Annotated in this window: 13 protein-coding genes, 1 tRNA gene and 1 pseudogene; 4 read left to right on the top strand and 11 right to left on the bottom strand. The window is 65.0% G+C overall.

Features of this window, described 5'->3' with window-relative positions; translation table 11 throughout:
* The first annotated feature begins 234 nt into the window (after positions 1-234).
* Entirely contained in the window at positions 235-1,689 is a 1,455-nt protein-coding gene (gene thrC / locus B447_RS00735; RefSeq protein WP_002935626.1) for a threonine synthase, read from the top strand.
* A gap of 103 nt (positions 1,690-1,792) precedes the next feature.
* On the opposite strand, the gene B447_RS00740 is transcribed toward thrC, so the two are convergent.
* The 4 genes from B447_RS00740 to B447_RS00755 all read right to left on the bottom strand — a co-directional run bounded on the left by B447_RS00740 (position 1,793) and on the right by B447_RS00755 (position 4,422).
* Entirely contained in the window at positions 1,793-2,380 is a 588-nt protein-coding gene (locus B447_RS00740; RefSeq protein ID WP_002935627.1) for a YceI family protein, read from the bottom strand.
* A 79-nt stretch (positions 2,381-2,459) separates the two neighbouring features.
* Positions 2,460-3,014, bottom strand: coding sequence for a YceI family protein (locus B447_RS00745; protein WP_002927104.1), 555 nt, complete (start codon positions 3,012-3,014; stop codon positions 2,460-2,462).
* Positions 3,011-3,604 carry a cytochrome b gene (locus B447_RS00750; protein WP_002935628.1) on the bottom strand — a complete coding sequence of 198 codons (594 nt, stop codon included), beginning with the start codon at positions 3,602-3,604 and terminating at the stop codon, positions 3,011-3,013. Before B447_RS00750 ends, B447_RS00745 begins: the two co-directional genes overlap by 4 nt.
* The gene (locus B447_RS00755) at positions 3,601-4,422 is read right to left on the bottom strand and encodes a DODA-type extradiol aromatic ring-opening family dioxygenase (RefSeq protein ID WP_037982153.1); all 822 of its coding nucleotides are present in this window, start codon (positions 4,420-4,422) and stop codon (positions 3,601-3,603) included. The genes B447_RS00750 and B447_RS00755 overlap by 4 nt, the downstream gene beginning before the upstream one ends.
* A 119-nt stretch (positions 4,423-4,541) precedes the next feature.
* Here B447_RS00755 and B447_RS21985 point away from each other — a divergent pair.
* A pseudogene (locus B447_RS21985) lies at positions 4,542-5,339 on the top strand (LysR family transcriptional regulator); the annotation flags it as partial.
* Between the two features lie 80 nt (positions 5,340-5,419).
* Here the strand turns inward: B447_RS21985 and B447_RS00765 are convergent.
* The 7 genes from B447_RS00765 to B447_RS00795 all read right to left on the bottom strand — a co-directional run bounded on the left by B447_RS00765 (position 5,420) and on the right by B447_RS00795 (position 13,521).
* A tRNA-Leu gene (locus B447_RS00765) sits at positions 5,420-5,504 on the bottom strand.
* Positions 5,505-5,593: 89 nt separating this feature from the next.
* A complete protein-coding gene (locus tag B447_RS00770; RefSeq protein WP_002935631.1) occupies positions 5,594-6,166 on the bottom strand; it encodes a DUF2946 family protein in 573 nt (190 codons plus the stop codon).
* 32 nt (positions 6,167-6,198) lie between these two features.
* Positions 6,199-7,044, bottom strand: coding sequence for a carboxylating nicotinate-nucleotide diphosphorylase (nadC, locus tag B447_RS00775; protein ID WP_002927095.1), 846 nt, complete (start codon positions 7,042-7,044; stop codon positions 6,199-6,201).
* Positions 7,045-7,114: 70 nt separating this feature from the next.
* Entirely contained in the window at positions 7,115-8,647 is a 1,533-nt protein-coding gene (locus tag B447_RS00780; protein WP_002935639.1) for a bifunctional ADP-dependent NAD(P)H-hydrate dehydratase/NAD(P)H-hydrate epimerase, read from the bottom strand.
* 60 nt (positions 8,648-8,707) lie between these two features.
* A complete protein-coding gene (locus B447_RS00785) occupies positions 8,708-10,255 on the bottom strand; it encodes a SpoVR family protein (protein WP_002927089.1) in 1,548 nt (515 codons plus the stop codon).
* On the bottom strand, positions 10,252-11,532 hold the full coding sequence (locus B447_RS00790; RefSeq protein ID WP_002935641.1) for a YeaH/YhbH family protein: 1,281 nt from the start codon (positions 11,530-11,532) through the stop codon (positions 10,252-10,254). The genes B447_RS00785 and B447_RS00790 overlap by 4 nt, the downstream gene beginning before the upstream one ends.
* Positions 11,533-11,598: 66 nt before the next feature.
* Positions 11,599-13,521: a PrkA family serine protein kinase gene (locus B447_RS00795; RefSeq protein WP_002935643.1), complete on the bottom strand. Its 1,923-nt coding sequence runs from the start codon at positions 13,519-13,521 to the stop codon at positions 11,599-11,601.
* A gap of 364 nt (positions 13,522-13,885) precedes the next feature.
* Between B447_RS00795 and tig the strand changes: the two genes are divergently transcribed.
* Both tig and clpP read left to right on the top strand, forming a co-directional pair.
* Positions 13,886-15,190 carry a trigger factor gene (gene tig, locus B447_RS00805; protein WP_002927083.1) on the top strand — a complete coding sequence of 435 codons (1,305 nt, stop codon included), beginning with the start codon at positions 13,886-13,888 and terminating at the stop codon, positions 15,188-15,190.
* 20 nt (positions 15,191-15,210) lie between these two features.
* A complete protein-coding gene (gene clpP, locus B447_RS00810; protein ID WP_002927081.1) occupies positions 15,211-15,849 on the top strand; it encodes an ATP-dependent Clp endopeptidase proteolytic subunit ClpP in 639 nt (212 codons plus the stop codon).
* Positions 15,850-15,864: the final 15 nt, after the last annotated feature.

The raw sequence follows: 15,864 nt of genomic DNA on the forward strand, positions 1-15,864 counted from the left end.
CCCCACCGTCGGTCCGCACATGCCTGGAATCGCACTGCGGGAGCGGCGTCAGCCGTGAGCTTGCGAGGGCGGTGGCGCACCTGACGCCTCAACGGACTTGGCGTTTCAGCAGATTGCGCCGCTGTCTGCTGCCCCAGACCTGCGAAGCCCGGCCCGGATTCGTTAGAATCACGCCTTTCCGCCTCGCCCAGCCGGGCATCTCCGTCCGGCCGTGCCTTCTTCAAGGATTGCGTCGTGAAGTACATCTCCACCCGTGGCCATGCCGGCCAGCCCACGAACCCCGAGTTCTGCGACATCCTGCTCGGGGGCCTGGCGCCCGATGGCGGGCTCTACCTGCCCGAGTCCTACCCCCGTGTCACGCGTGCCGAGCTGGACGCCTGGCGTGCGCTGCCTTATGCGGAACTGGCCTTCGAGATCCTGTCGAAGTTCATCACCGACATCCCTGCAGCCGACCTGCGCGCGATCTGCGCGAAGACCTACACGGCCGAGGTGTATTGCCATGCGCGTGCGGGGGATCGTGCCGCCGACATCACGCCCGTGCATTGGCTCGAGCCTGGGCGGCTCGGCCTGCTCGAGCTCTCCAATGGCCCCACGCTCGCCTTCAAGGACATGGCGATGCAGTTGCTCGGCAACCTGTTCGAGTATGTGCTGGCCAAGCGCGGCGAGAGCATCAATATCCTTGGCGCGACCTCGGGTGATACCGGCTCTGCCGCCGAGTACGCGATGCGCGGTAAGCAGGGCGTGCGCGTGTTCATGCTGTCGCCGCATGGCAAGATGAGTGCCTTCCAGCGTGCGCAGATGTATTCGCTGCAGGACGAGAACATCTTCAACATCGCCGTCACCGGCATGTTCGACGATGCCCAGGACATCGTGAAGGCAGTGTCCAACGACCACGCTTTCAAGGTCGGGCACAAGATCGGTGCGGTCAACTCGATCAACTGGGCGCGCGTTGCCGCCCAGGTCGTTTATTACTTCAAGGGCTATTTCGCCGCCACGTCGTCGAACGACCAGGAGGTCGCGTTCTGCGTGCCCTCGGGCAATTTCGGCAACATCTGTGCCGGCCACATCGCGCGCCAGATGGGGCTCCCGGTCGCGAAGCTGCTGCTTGCGACCAACGAGAACGACGTGCTCGACGAGTTCTTCCGCACCGGCGTCTACCGTCCGCGCAAGGCGGCCGAGACCCATGTCACCTCGAGCCCGTCGATGGACATCTCCAAGGCGTCCAACTTCGAGCGCTTCGTCTACGACCTGGTTGGTCGCGACCCGCAGAAGGTCGCCGCCCTGTGGGCCGAGGTCGATGCTGGCCGTGCCTTCGACCTGTCGGCCTCGGCTGAATTCGCGCGTATTGCCGAGTTTGGTTTCCTCTCCGGTGCGAGCAGCCATGCCGACCGCCTGGCGACCATCCGCAAGGTGTTTGAGCAGTATGGCGTGATGATCGACACCCACACCGCCGACGGCGTGAAGGTGGCTTGGGAGCTTGCCGGCGCGGTGCCGGCCGGTGTGCCGCTGCTGGTGCTGGAAACGGCGCTGCCGGTGAAGTTCTCGGAGACCATCGTCGAGGCCCTCGGCCGTGAGCCCGAGCGTCCCGCCGACCTTGCCGGCATCGAGGCGTTGCCGCAGCGTGTCGAGGTGATGGCGCCCGACGTCGACGCGATCAAGCGCTTCATCACCGAGCGCGTCCGAGGCTGACCTGGCCGCCCAGGCGTCCGGCAATGGCGCCTGTGTGCAGACCGAAGCGAGAACGCCCGCGGGCCACGACGGCCCGCGGGCGTTCTCGCTTCGGCAGCTGCGTTTACGGGGCGATGGCCTCGAGGGCGATGTCGATGGTGACCTCGTCGCTGACGTGGGGGGCGTACTTGCCGGCGTTGAAGTCGCTGCGCTTCACGGTCACGCTGGCATTGGCGCCGATGGCCTGCTTGGGCACCATCGGGTGCTGCATGGCGGTAAACGAGCTCAGGCTCAGGGTGACGGGGCGCGTCACGCCCTTGATGGTGAGCTCGCCGTCGACTGCAACCGGCTTGTCGCCCTCGAACACCACGCGCGTCGACTTGAAGGTTGCGGTCGGGTACTGCGCGGTGTGGAAGAAGTCTTCGCCCTGGATGTGCTCGTTGAAGGTCGCAAAGCCGGTGTCGACCGAGCGCATGTCGATTTCGATGTCCACCGAGCCGGTGCGCGCTTCCTGGTCGAGCACCACGGTGCCGGTGGTGGTGTTGAAGCGGCTCATCTGGGTCGATAGCCCGAAGTGGCTGTAGGAGAAGCGCGGGAAGGTGTGCGAGCCGTCGACCACGTAGGTCTGCGGCGCGGCAAGCGCCGGCAGGGCGAGGGAGGCGCCGGCGACGAGGCTGAGGCTGGCAGCGAACTTGCGGAAAGTGGAATGCATGGTGTAGCTCCTGTTGAGGGTGATCGTGCTTTGGTGGTGGATGGGACGATTGCGCCGAGGCCTTTAGGCGCCGCCGGGATTACTGCGTCGCGCTGATCTGGTAACGCACGCGCACTTCATTGGCGACCACGTCGAAGTGCGCCCAGGCGCCCTCGCCAACCGCGAAGTCGCCGCGACGGATGACGAACTCGCCCTCGAACACGCCGACGCCGTCGCGCACCGCGAAGCTGGCCGGTACGACGACGGGCAGGCTGCGGCCCTTGATGGTGAGTGCGCCGCTGACCTCGAAGCGCTCGCCGCCCAGGGCCTTGACGCTGCTCGATTCGAAGCGCGCCCTGGGGAACTCGCCAATGTTGAACCAACTGCGGCCGGCGACCTCGGCATCGGCATCCGGCATGCCGGTGCGGATGCTTGCCAGTTCGACTTCGACGACTGCGCGCGCGGACTCCGGGGCGGCGGGATCGAAGCGCAGTTCGCCGTCGAAGCGTTCGAAGTGACCGTCCAGGGTTACGCCCATCTGGGTGAAGCTGAAGCCGACCTTGCTGCGCGCGGTCTGCAGCTGTGTGTAGTCGGCTGCGTGAGCGGCGAGGGGCATAGCGGCGGCAAGCGCTGCGGCGGCAAGCAGGGTTCTCATGTTCTGTCCTTGCGGTTGATGGTGGGCAGCATGCGGGTCAGGATGTCGTCCCGGTCGAGGAAGTGATGCTTGAGTGCGGCTGCGATATGGCCGACGAGTGTCGCGGCGAGCAGCCAGTTGAGGTACATGTGGGTGGCCTGCAGCAGCTTGCCGAGGGCTTCGTCCTTGCCCAGAAGGTCAGGAATCGGCACCACGCCGAACCACACCGTCGGTACGCCCTTGGCAGAGCTCATCAGCCAGCCGGTGAGCGGGATGGCAAACATCAGCACGTACAGCAGGGCGTGCCCGGCATGCGCCGCCATGCGCAATGCGGGCGCCATGCTTGCGGGAAGCGGCGGCGGTGGATGGAACAGGCGCCACGTCAGCCGCAGTGCCACGAGCAGGAAAAGGCTGACGCCGGCCCACTTGTGCCACGCGATCAACTTGAGTTTTTCGGGCGAAAAGGGCAGGCCTTCCACGTACATGCCAAGGGCCATCGTTGCCGGGATCAGTACGGCCATCAACCAATGCATCACTTTGGCCGTGCTCGTGTAGGAGGTATCGGCACGTCGGGGTGAGCGGTCCTGGGGGGCGGGGGGCTTCGGGGTCATGCGGGGGCTCCTGGCTCGAAGGCGAAGATGTCCATCGCCAGCGCGTGATCGTCGATGCCGGCGTGCAGCCGACTTGCGTAGGGTTCATCGCCTGCGGCACCGAGGGCGACGAACAGGGGCAGCAGGTGCTCTTCGCTCGGGTGGGCGCGCATGGCTTCGGGTGCCTGCCGGCGGTAGTCCAGTAAGGCCGCGGTATCACCCGCGGCCAGGCGGTCGCCGAACCAGTCGGCAAAGCGGCGCACGTAGGCGGGCACGTCGGTCGCGCCGCTGCTGGCACCGAAGCGGAAATCGGCGAGGTTGTGGGTGAGGTTGCCCGAGCCGACGACGAGGATGCCGCGGGCCGTCAGCGGTGCAAGGCTGCGCCCAAGCTGCCAGGCGGCCTTTGGTCCGCCACGGCTTTGAATCGAGAGCGGTACGACGGCGATGTCCGCGTCCGGGAACATGATGCGCAGCGGTATCCAGGCTCCATGGTCGAGGCCGCGGGTCGCCGATCGTGCGACCGGCAGGCCGGCGGCGCCGATCGCTTGTACAAGCTCCTCGGCGACCTCGCTGCAACCCGTGGCGGGGTAGTTCAGGCGGTAGAGTTCGGGCGGGAAACCGTAATAGTCGTGGATGGTTTCAGGTCGCTCGGCAAAACCGACGGTCGGGATGGTGGTGTCCCAGTGCGCACTCACGATGACCACCGCGCGGGGTTGAGCCATGACGTTTGCGAGACCCGCCATCGCCGCGCCGGCCGCGCCCGGCGCAAGCGCGAACAGGGGCGAGCCGTGTGGGACGAAGAGGGCGGGCTGCCGAGGGCTGGTCTGTCGTGCTTGCATGTTGGAAACCATTCTCACGTGTGCGTTGAATGCACTATAGGCTTCCGGCTCCGTCACATATACCGCACAATCAAGTTATTTCTGTTGCAGGAATGACAACAATGGATCGGCTGGAAGCGATGCAGCTCTTCGTGCGTGTGGCCGAGACCGGCAGTTTTTCGACCGTAGCCCAGCAACTCGGCGTGGCGCGTTCAGTGGTGACACGCAAGGTGGCGGCCCTGGAGTCGCATCTTGGTGCCAAGCTCATGGAACGCAGCACCCGCCGCCTGACGCTGACGACTGCGGGTACGGCCTTTCTTGAGCGCTGCCGTGTCATCCTGAACATGGTCGAAGTTGCCGAGGCTGGCGTTGCGCAGGAGCTTGCGACGCCGCGCGGGCGCATCCGTCTGAGCCTGCCGCTGAGCTATGGCCTGCGCCGGCTTGCGCCGCTGCTGCTCGATTTCTCACAGCAGTTTCCCGAGGTGGGGCTGGACATGGAGTACGCCGACCGTCGGGTGAACCTGATCGAGGAAGGGTTCGATCTTGCCGTGCGCATCACTGCGCAGCTCGAGCCGGGCGATATCGTGCGCAGACTTGCCAGCTGCCGCCTCTACGTGGTCGCCGCACCGGATTACCTGGCGCGTCACGGCAGGCCAAGGCATCCGGGCGAGCTCGCCCATCACGAGTGCCTGGGCTACATGACGCGGCTCGGCAGCCAGCTGTGGCGCTTTACCGTCGATGGTCGTGCCGAGACGCACACGCCGCGCTGCCGCATCAATGCCAACAACGGCGACGCGGTGATGGCGGCGACGGTAAGAGGGCTGGGCATCTCGGTACAGCCGGATTTCATCGCCGATGAGGCACTTTCGGCCGGTGCCGTCGAATGCGTGCTGGAAGACTACGCGCCGCCCGAGCTGGGGGTATTCGCGGTATTGCCAAGCAATCGCCACGTCCCGCACCGCGTAAGGATGCTGATCGACTTTCTGGCTGAGAGACTCGCGGCCGAACGGCCGGGAGATGGTGCCTTGGGCGAGACTCGAACTCGCACGGCTTTCGCCACTACCCCCTCAAGATAGCGTGTCTACCAATTTCACCACCAAGGCATTCGTGATCAGCAGCGGGGCTTGTTCGAGGGATGCTGCAAGCGCTGCTGTACGAGGGCGCGGACTATAGCCTTGATGCCCGGGCTACGTCAACAGGCCGATCGTTCGTCGCTGCCGGGCTGCGGATCGAGTCGAAAGCCGAAGCGGGCGGGCAGCTCCGTGCAGCTGCAGGGCTCGACAGGCAGACCGCGCCAGGTCAGCGCGATGGTGGTGTCGCCACCGACGCAGGCAAGCAGGGTGTCGTCGTTGGGCGCTCTGTCCGCTGCATCACGCAGTTCATCGATGAAGGCGGCAAGGTCGCGATCGTCAACGGCACCGGGGCCAGCATCGGTGGCGATGATGACACGGCCCGCCTCATTGATGCAGACAGGTGTGCTTGCCTGCACCCGACGCCCGGTGTGGGTGAGCAGGCCGCCGTCGGGCTCCAGGCGCAGCACCAGCGGTGCAAGCTCAAGTCGCACATAGACTCGCTGGGGGCCGTTATTCACCAACCAGCTGCCCTCTGCATCACTGGTGTAGTTGGCGTTGAGGAAGGCATTGAGTCCGGGGTGGGTGATGCGCTCGTCGCGCAAGCGCCATTGCCCGCGGGCGTCGAGCGCAAGCCATCCGTAGCAGGCTGGAACGGACGGCCAGTGCAGAGCGTCGGTTGCAGGGGCAGGCATGGGCGCCTCGTCGTCCGGTCTCAACCTGGTGTTCAGTCCTCGATGTGGCGCAGCGACAGGTCGAGTGCGCGCACGTCCTTGGTCAGCGCCCCGATCGAGATGCGGTCGACGCCCGTCTCCGCGATCGCGCGCACGCGCTCCAAGCTGACACCGCCGGAAGCTTCGAGTTCGGCACGGCCGGCGTTGATCGCTACGGCAGTGCGCATGTCGTCGAGGCTCATGTTGTCGAGCAGGATCATGTTCACCCCAGCGCCGAGGGCTTCCTCCAACTGCTCAAGGGTCTCGACCTCGACCTCAATGAAGACGTTCGAGGGTGCGATGCTGCGTGCTTGCTCGACCACCTCGCGGATGCCACCGGCCGCAATGATGTGGTTTTCCTTGATCAGGATGCCGTCGTAGAGGCCGACGCGGTGATTGGTGCCGCCACCGATTGCGACCGCGTATTTCTGCGCGAGCCGCAGCCCGGGTAGCGTCTTGCGCGTATCGACGATCTTCGCCTGCGTGCCCTCGATGGCATCGACGAAGCGGCGTGTCACCGTTGCCGTGCCCGACAGCAGCTGCAGGAAGTTGAGTGCGGTGCGCTCCGCGGTGAGAAGGACGCGTGCTCGCGCGATGATCTCGCACAGCGTCTGGCCGGGCTCGACGCGGTCACCATCGCGCACATGCCAGTGCACCACGGCCGCCGGGCTGAGTGCGGCGAAGGCGGCATCGAACCATGCCGTACCGCAGACGATGGCATGCTCGCGGGTGATCACTCGCCCGCGGGCCTCGGTGTCGGGGGCGATCAGGCGCGCGGTGAGGTCGCCAGTGCCGATGTCCTCGGCGAGCGAGGCGGCAACGTTGCGCTGGATTTCGACGCGGAGTTGTTCAGAAAGCATGTGATCGACCAAGACTGGAAACGGGTCAAAATTCTAGCACCGGCAGACGGGCTGCCGATGCCTTGCCAAGTCAGCGCAGCGGGCGCACGGCCGCCTGGCGCGGGTCGCGCTGTGCCTCGATCAGCCAACCGTTGAAGACGCCGCGTGCGGCGTCGATGGTCTCGCTCGCGGTAAGCCCAACCGGACCGATGCCTTCGCGCGCGAGGCGGTCGGCGGCGGCACCGTGCAGATGCACCGCGGCCATCAGGCCTGCTTCGGTGGGCCAACCCTGGGCAAGCAGGCCGACAGTCAGTCCGGTAAGGACGTCGCCCATGCCGGCGCTGGCCATCCCCGAGTGACCGCTGCCGTTGATGAACCAGCGCCCGTCTGCGGTGGCGATGATGCTGCCGCAGCCCTTGAGCACGACCATCGCCTGGTGGCGGCGGGCGAGCTCGATGGCGGCGCTGAGGCGGTTTGCCTGCACGCTGGCCGTGTCGCAGCCGAGCATGCGCGCAGCCTCGGCCGGGTGCGGGGTGAGCACGGTGGGCGCGGCGCGCGTGCCGAGCGCCTTCGCCAGCGCGGGGTCTGCGCCTACGAGGTTGAGCGCATCGGCGTCGAGTACGAGTGGTATGTCGCGCCGCAGCGCCGCTGCCAGCAGGGCGGTGGAGGTGGTGTCGGTGCCAAGCCCGGGGCCCACTGCCATGGCGCTCAGGCGCTCGGGCACCTCTGTGGCCTGGCGCAGCATCAGCTCGGGATGTACGAGGTCGACGGCAGGGCCATCCGGATCCGCCAGGCCCACATAGACCCGGCCGGTTCCCAGCCAGAGCGCGGCACGGCCGGCGAGCAGTGCGGCACCCACCATGCCGGTGTTGCCGCCGACGATGGCGGCATCGCCGTAGAGGCCCTTGTGCGAGTTGCGCGGCCGCGGCCTCAGCATGTGGCGGAACAACGAGGGGGCGATCGCGTGGCCGTGTGGTTGGAGCCAGGCCGGGGCGTCGATGTCGATGCGCTGCACGCTGATCTCGCCGCAGTAGTCGGGGCCGTCGAGTGTGAGCAGGCCGGGCTTGAGGGCGATGAAGGTGGTGGTGTGCGTGGCGCAGAAAGTGGTGCCCATGGGCTGGCCGGTGTCGGCGTCAAGTCCGCTCGGCACGTCGAGTGCCATGCGCGGGCCGGGTTGGGCGTTGAGTGTGTTGATCCAGCTCGAGTAACGGCCTTCGATCGGGCGGCCGAGACCGATGCCGAACAAGGCATCGACCACCAGGGCCCAGCCATTGGCGGGCGCAGCGGGGAGGTCTGAGACAACCGTGCCACCTGCTGCGAGGTAGTCGGCATGCGCTTTGGCGGCCTCGGCCGGGAGTTTGTCGGCGGGACCGGCGAAGGCGACGATGATCTCTCGTCCCGCCTGCGCGAGCTGGCGTGCCATGACGAAGCCGTCACCGCCGTTGTTGCCGGGGCCGCAGGCGATCAGGATCGGGCCCGGTCGGTCCATGATCAGGCGCACCGCATCCTCGGCAGCGGCGCGTCCGGCGCGTTCCATCAGGGGTGGGCGTGCGCTCGGAATGAGCTTGTTCTCGATCGCGCGGATGCCGGCGACCGGGTAAATGGGGCGCAAGGGGCTGAACATGCGAAGACTCCCGGAAAGTTGCCCGGATTCTACGCCGTTCGCGGCCGCATGCAGCCGCGCTCAGTTGCCGTTGCGGCGCCGCTCGGCGCGGATTTCATGCTTGAGTTCGATGTTGCCGTCCTCGTCCACGGATTCCAGGCGCACGGTGAAGCCCCAGAGCCGAGCCAGGTGGCGCATGACCTCGTCGGTGCTGCCTCCCAGCGGCCGGCGGCGGTGAGGCTGGTGGCGCAGGGTGAGCGAACGGTCGCCGCGCAGATCGACGTTCCAGGCCTGGACGTTGGGCTCGCGTGCGCCAAGGTTGTACTGGTCGGAGAGGATCTCGCGCACACGGCGGAAGCCGCTGTCGTCGTGGATGGCCGAGACTTCCAGCTTGTCCTGGCGGTCGTCGTCGAGTACCGCGAACATGCGGAAATCGCGCATCACCTTCGGCGACAGGTACTGGGCGATGAAGCTCTCGTCCTTGAAGTTGCGCATCGCAAAGTCGAAGGTGTCCAGCCAGTCGCTGCCCGCGATTTCGGGGAACCAGCGCCTGTCCTCGTCGTCGGGGTGCTCGCACATGCGGCGGATGTCCTGCCACATCGCAAAGCCGAGCGCATACGGGTTGATGCCGTTGAACCAGCGACTGTTGTAGGGCGGCTGGTACACGACGTTGGTGTGCGACTGCAGGAACTCCAGCATGAAGCTGTCGGCCAGCAGGCCTTCGTCGTAGAGGTGGTTGAGCAGGGTGTAATGCCAGAATGTGGCCCAGCCCTCGTTCATGACCTGGGTCTGGCGCTGCGGGAAGAAGTACTGCGCGATCTTGCGCACGATGCGTACGACCTCGCGCTGCCAGGGTTCGAGCAGCGGTGCGTTCTTCTCGATGAAGTAGAGCAGGTTCTCCTCCGGCTCGGGCGGGAAGCGGGGGGCTTCGCGCGGGCCGCTGCGGGTGTCATGGGCAGGCAGCGTGCGCCAGAGGTCATTGACCTGTCCCTGGAGGTATTCCTCGCGCTCCTGCTGGCGCAGCTTTTCCTTGGCCAGCGACAGCTTGGGCGGGCGCTTGTATCGGTCCACGCCGAGGTTCATCAACGCATGGCAGGAGTCCAGCAGCAGTTCCACTTCCTCTTCGCCATGGCGCTGCTCGCATTCGCTGATGTAGTTCCGTGCAAACACCAGGTAGTCGATGATCGCGTCGGCGTTGGTCCATGTGCGGAACAGGTAGTTGCCCTTGAAGAAGCTGTTGTGGCCGTAGGCCGCGTGAGCGATCACCAGGCCCTGCATCGTCAGCGTGTTCTCCTCCATCAGGTAGGCGATGCAGGGGTTGGAGTTGATGACGATCTCGTAGGCCAGACCCATCTGGCCGCGCTTGTAGCCCTTCTCGGTGGAAAGGAAGTGCTTGCCGAAGGACCAGTGGTGGTAGTTGACCGGCATACCCACCGAGGCGTAGGCATCCATCATCTGTTCGGCGGTAATGATCTCGATCTGCACCGGGTACAGATCGAGCCGGTAGGCGGCCGCCACGCGCGCGATCTCCGCGTTGTAGCGCTCGATTGCTTCCGCGGTCCATTCGGAGCCTGAGGGCAGGGGGGGCTTGCGTGCGGGCGCTTTCGCTCTGGAGGTCATGGTGGTCATGCGATCGTCTTCTTGAACAGTTCGCGAAACACCGGGTAGATGTCAGCCGGCGACTCGATGCGCTGCATGGCGAAGTTGTCGTGCTCGGCACCGAGGCGGGCATACTCGCGCCACAGGTTCTGCGGCTCGCGAGCGGTGATTTCGACGTAGGCAAAGTACTGGCACCAGGGCAGGATCTCATTTGCCAGCAGCCGGCCGCACACTGGAGAGTCGTTGTCCCAGTTGTCACCGTCCGAGGCTTGCGCACCGTAGATGTTCCACTGCCCGTTGGCATACCGCTCGCGCACGATGTCGCGCATCATCACCAGTGCACTCGATACCACCGTGCCGCCGGACTCGCGGGAGTGGAAGAACTCGTCCTCGTCGACTTCCTTGGCGACGGTGTGGTGGCGGATGAAGACGACTTCGATGTGCTCGTAGGTCCGGGTAAGGAACAGGTAGAGCAGCATGAAGAAGCGCTTGCCTATGGACTTGCGCTCCTCGTCCATGGAGCCCGACACGTCCATCACGCAGAACATCACCGCCTGGGTGGTGGGGCGTGGCACCTTGATGCGGTTGTTGTAGCGCAGGTCGAAGCTGTCGATGAAGGGGATGCGTTCGACCTTGGCGCGTAGCGCGGCGAGTTCCTCGCGCAGGGCGCGCAGCGTGTCTTCGTCGCTGTCCTCATCTGCCTCCTGGCGGGCCAGTGCATCGTCAAGGGCCTCCTGAAGCTGGCGAATGCGTGCGGCGTAGGGCGAGCCGAGCGCAAGCCTGCGGCCAAGCGCGCCGCGCATCGAGCGGATGATGTTGATGTTGGCAGGCACGCCGTCGGACTTGAAGCCGGCGCGCTGTGTCTTGTAGTCGGTGACCTTGGCAAGCTGCGTGCGGATCAGGCGTGGCAACTCGAGGTCCTCGAAGAAGAGTTCGAGGAACTCCTCGCGCGAGAGCTGGAACACGAAGTCGTCCTCATGTTCGCCCTCGTTGCTGGCCTTGCCCTTGCCCGAGCCGTCTCCGCCCCCACCGAGCGGCCTGTTGATGCGGTCGCCGCTGCTGAACTGGTCATTGCCCGGGAAGATCTGCTCCCAGACACCGCCACGGCCGTGATGAAGGGACGGCTCGGCCAGGTCGCGTGCGGGGATCGAGACCTCTTCGCCGTTGTCGAGATCGCGGATGGAGCGCCCCTGGATGGCTCCGCTCACCGCCTTGCGAATCTGTTGCTTGAAACGGCGCATGAAGCGCTGGCGGTTGACCGCGCTCTTGTTCTTGCTGTCGAAGCGTCGATCGATGATGCGGACCATGTCTCCTCCCCGTATCACGCAAGAGGCGGGCGGGGCGTCAAGCCCCGCTCCGCCCGGCCGGCAACGTCAGGACGACTTGCGAACGCGCAGGTACCATTCGCACAGCAAGCGCACCTGCTTCTCGGTGTAACCCTTGTCGATCATGCGGTCGACAAAGTCCTGGTGCTTCTTCTGCTCGTCGGCGCTGGCCTTGGCATTGAAGCTGATCACGGGCAGCAGGTCCTCGGTGTTGGAAAACATCTTTTTCTCGATCACTGCGCGCAGCTTCTCGTAGGAAGTCCAGCTCGGGTTGCGGCCGTCGTGCTTGGCGCGGGCGCGCAGCACGAAGTTCACCACCTCGTTGCGGAAGTCCTTCGGATTGCTGATGCCGGCCGGCTTCTCGATCTTCTCCAGCTCCTCGTTGAGCGCGGCGCGGTCGAGGATCTCGCCGGTGTTGGGGTCGCGGAACTCCTGATCCTGAATCCAGAAGTCCGCGTAGATCACATAGCGATCGAAGATGTTCTGGCCGTATTCGGAGTAGCTCTCGAGGTAGGCTGTCTGGATCTCCTTGCCGATGAACTCGGCGTAGCGCGGCGCAAGGTATTCCTTGATGTAGCCGAGATAGCGCGCCTCGGTCTCGGCAGGAAACTGCTCGGCCTCGATCTGCTGTTCGAGCACGTACATCAGGTGCACCGGATTGGCGGCGACCTCGCGGTGGTCGAAGTTGAAGATCTTCGACAGCGCCTTGAAGGCAAAGCGGGTGGACAGCCCGGTCATGCCCTCGTCGACGCCCGCATAGTCGCGGTACTCCTGGTAGCTCTTTGCCTTGGGGTCGGTGTCCTTGAGGTTCTCGCCATCATAGACGCGCATCTTGGAGAAGATGCTCGAGTTCTCGGGTTCCTTGAGGCGCGACAGCACGGCGAACTGGGCCATCATCTTCAGAGTGTCGGGCGCGCACGGCGCTTCGGACAACGAACTGTGCGCCAGCAACTTCTCGTAGATGCGCATCTCGTCCGACACCCGCAGGCTGTAGGGCACCTTGACGGTGTAGATGCGGTCGAGGAAGGCTTCGTTGTTCTTGTTGTTCTTGAATGCCACCCACTCGGATTCGTTCGAGTGGGCCATTACGATGCCGTCGAACGGGATCGCGCCGAATCCTTCGGTGCCCTTGTAGTTGCCTTCCTGGGTGGCGGTAAGCAGTGGGTGCAGTACCTTGATCGGCGCCTTGAACATCTCCACGAACTCGAGCAGTCCGCGGTTGGCCAGGCACAGGCCGCCCGAGTAGCTGTAGGCATCCGGGTCGTCCTGCGAGTACTGCTCGAGCTTGCGGATGTCGATCTTGCCGACAAGCGATGAGATGTCCTGGTTGTTCTCGTCGCCCGGCTCGGTCTTGGCGACGGCGGTCTGGCGCAGTACCGAGGGGGTGAGCTTGACCACGCGGAAGCGGGTGATGTCGCCGTTGAACTCGTGCAGGCGCTTGACGGCCCACGGGCTCATGATGGTATTGAGGTAGCGGCGCGGGATGCCGAAGTCGCCCTCGAGGATGTGCGCGTCCTCGGCGGCGTTGAACAGCCCGAGTGGCGACTCATTGACCGGCGAGCCCTTGATGGCATAGAAGGGCACCTTTTCGATCAGGCTCTTTAGCTTCTCGGCGATTGAGGATTTTCCGCCGCCAACAGGGCCGAGCAGGTAGAGGATCTGCTTCTTCTCCTCCAGGCCCTGGGCGGCGTGGCGGAAGTAGGACACGATGTTCTCGATGACCTCTTCCATGCCGTAGAAATCGCGGAAGGCGGGGTAGAGCTTGATGATCTTGTTGGAAAATATGCGCGACAGGCGGGGGTCGAGCCGCGTATCGACAAGCTCGGGTTCGCCGATGGCCGTGAGCATGCGCTCGGCGGCGGTCGCGTAAGCCATGCGGTCGGCGCGGCAGAGTTCGAGGTAGTCCTGGAGGGACATCTCTTCCTCGCGTGCAGCCTCATAGCGCGCCTGGTAGGCATTGAAGATGGTCATGGCGTCTCTCCTGTGCGAGCCAGGGCGGCGCGTATACAAGGTCCGGCCGCCATTTCGGATGGTTCAGCAGGGGGCCGTCTGCGCGGCCTTCGCCGGGGCATTGGACATGCCGACCGGGTCAGTAGATGAGAACAGTTCGGCGGGGGTGAGTTCCAGTCTGTGCGCGGCTTTTTTTCGCAGGAAGTGTGTCGCTTTTCTCACTCGCGATCACGCCTCCGGTGCGCCGCAGGGGCTGTGCTAGAATTCCGCTCTTCGTTCATCGTGTTCATGCTGGCGACGTTGCGAACGCAAGACTTTGCGGGTGCGCAAGCGCGACGGCCGTGACGCATTCATTGGCACTTATTGACTTCTCAGGATCGATTTAATGGAGCAGAACCAGGAAAACCCGAGCGCGCTGGAGCGCCGTATCGACATCACCGTCGCGCTGGCTGACATCGAGAAGGAGGTGGATGCACGCCTCAAGCGCATGGCGCGCACGGTGAAGATGCCGGGGTTCCGGCCGGGCAAGGTGCCGATGAAGATCGTGGCGCAGACGCATGGCGGCCAGGCCCGCGGTGAGGCCGTCGGTGCGGCGGTCGAGAAGGCGTTCGGTGACAAGGTGCGCGAACAAGGGCTGCGTGTGGCGGGCTACCCGCGCATCGAGCCCAAGGAGGCGCAGGGCGAGGGCGCGCTCGAGTTCAGCGCCGTGTTCGAGGTGTACCCCGAAGTCACCATCGGCGAACTGACCGGCCAGAAGATCGAGCGTCCGGTGCTTGCCGTCGGCGATGCCGAGGTCGACAAGACGATCGATGTGCTGCGCAAGCAGCGCACCACCTTCAGCGCGGTCGATCGTGCAGCCGCTGACGGTGACCGCGTTCTTATCGACTTCACCGGTCGCAAGGACGGCGAAGTGTTCGAGGGTGGTCAGGCCCAGGACTTCCCGTTCGTAATCGGTGCTGGCGCCATGCTCAAGGATTTCGAGACCGCTGTGCTCGGTCTCAAGGCGGGCGAGAGCAAGACCTTCGACATGAGCTTCCCTGCCGACTACCATGCCCAGCACCTGGCCGGCCAGGCGGTTCAGTTCGAAGTGACCGTCAAGGCGGTCGAAGAGGCCGTGCTGCCGGTGGTCGATGCCGACTTCGCCAAGTCGCTTGGCGTTGCCGATGGCGAGGTTGCCAAGCTGCGCGAGGAGGTCAAGGCCAATCTCGAGCGCGAGGTCAAGCGCCGCATCCAGGCTCGCGTCAAGGAGCAGGTGATGGAAGCGCTGATCGCTGTGACGCCGATCGAAGTGCCCAAGGCGCTGGTGCAGGCCGAGGCGCAGCAACTCGCTGAGAACGCACGTCGCGACCTCGAGATGCGCGGCCTCAAGACCAAGGACATCCCGGTGGATCCGTCCTGGTTCGGTGAGCAGGCCGAGCGCCGCGTCAAGCTGGGCCTGATCATGGCCGAGTTGGTCAAGGTCAACGAACTGCATGCCAAGCCCGAGCAGGTGCGCGCGCTGGTCGAGGAAATGGCGCAGAGCTACGAGGATCCCGCGGAACTCATGCGCTGGTATTACGCTCAACCCGAGCGTCTGGCTCAGGCCGAGGCGGTGGTCATCGAAGACAACGTCGTCGCCTGGGTCAGCAGCAAGGCTGATGCCACCGACAAGGAAGTGGCGTTCGACGAATTGATGGGCAACGCGGCTTAAAGTCGCAAAGGGTCTGACGAATGATGCAAGGAACACCCCAGCACAGCAGCGACTGGAACCCGGTCGGTCTCGGCCTGGTCCCGATGGTGGTCGAGCAGAGTGGTCGCGGCGAGCGCGCCTACGACATCTATTCGCGCCTTCTGAAGGAGCGGGTGGTGTTCCTCGTCGGCCCGGTGAATGACGTCACCGCCAACCTGATCGTTGCGCAGTTGCTGTTCCTCGAGTCCGAGAATCCGGACAAGGACATCTACTTCTATATCAACTCGCCCGGCGGTTCGGTCACCGCCGGCATGGCGATCTACGACACGATGCAGTTCATCAAGCCGAACGTCAGCACATTGTGCATCGGTCAGGCGGCGAGCATGGGTGCGTTCCTGCTGGCGGCGGGCGAGAAGGGCAAGCGCTACTGCCTGCCCAATTCGCGCGTGATGATCCACCAGCCGCTCGGCGGCTTCCAGGGCCAGGCCTCGGACATCGAGATCCATGCGCGCGAGATCCTCTACCTGCGCGAGCGCCTGAACGGCATGCTGGCCAAGCACACCGGCCAGAGCATGGAGCGCATCGAGAAGGATACCGACCGCGACAACTTCATGTCCGCCGCGGCCGCGGTGGAGTACGGCCTGGTCGACAAGATCCTCACCAGCCGCGACGACACCTGATTCAGGAGATTTTCC

Source organism: Thauera sp. 27, from assembly GCF_000310125.2.
Taxonomy (GTDB): domain Bacteria; phylum Pseudomonadota; class Gammaproteobacteria; order Burkholderiales; family Rhodocyclaceae; genus Thauera; species Thauera mechernichensis.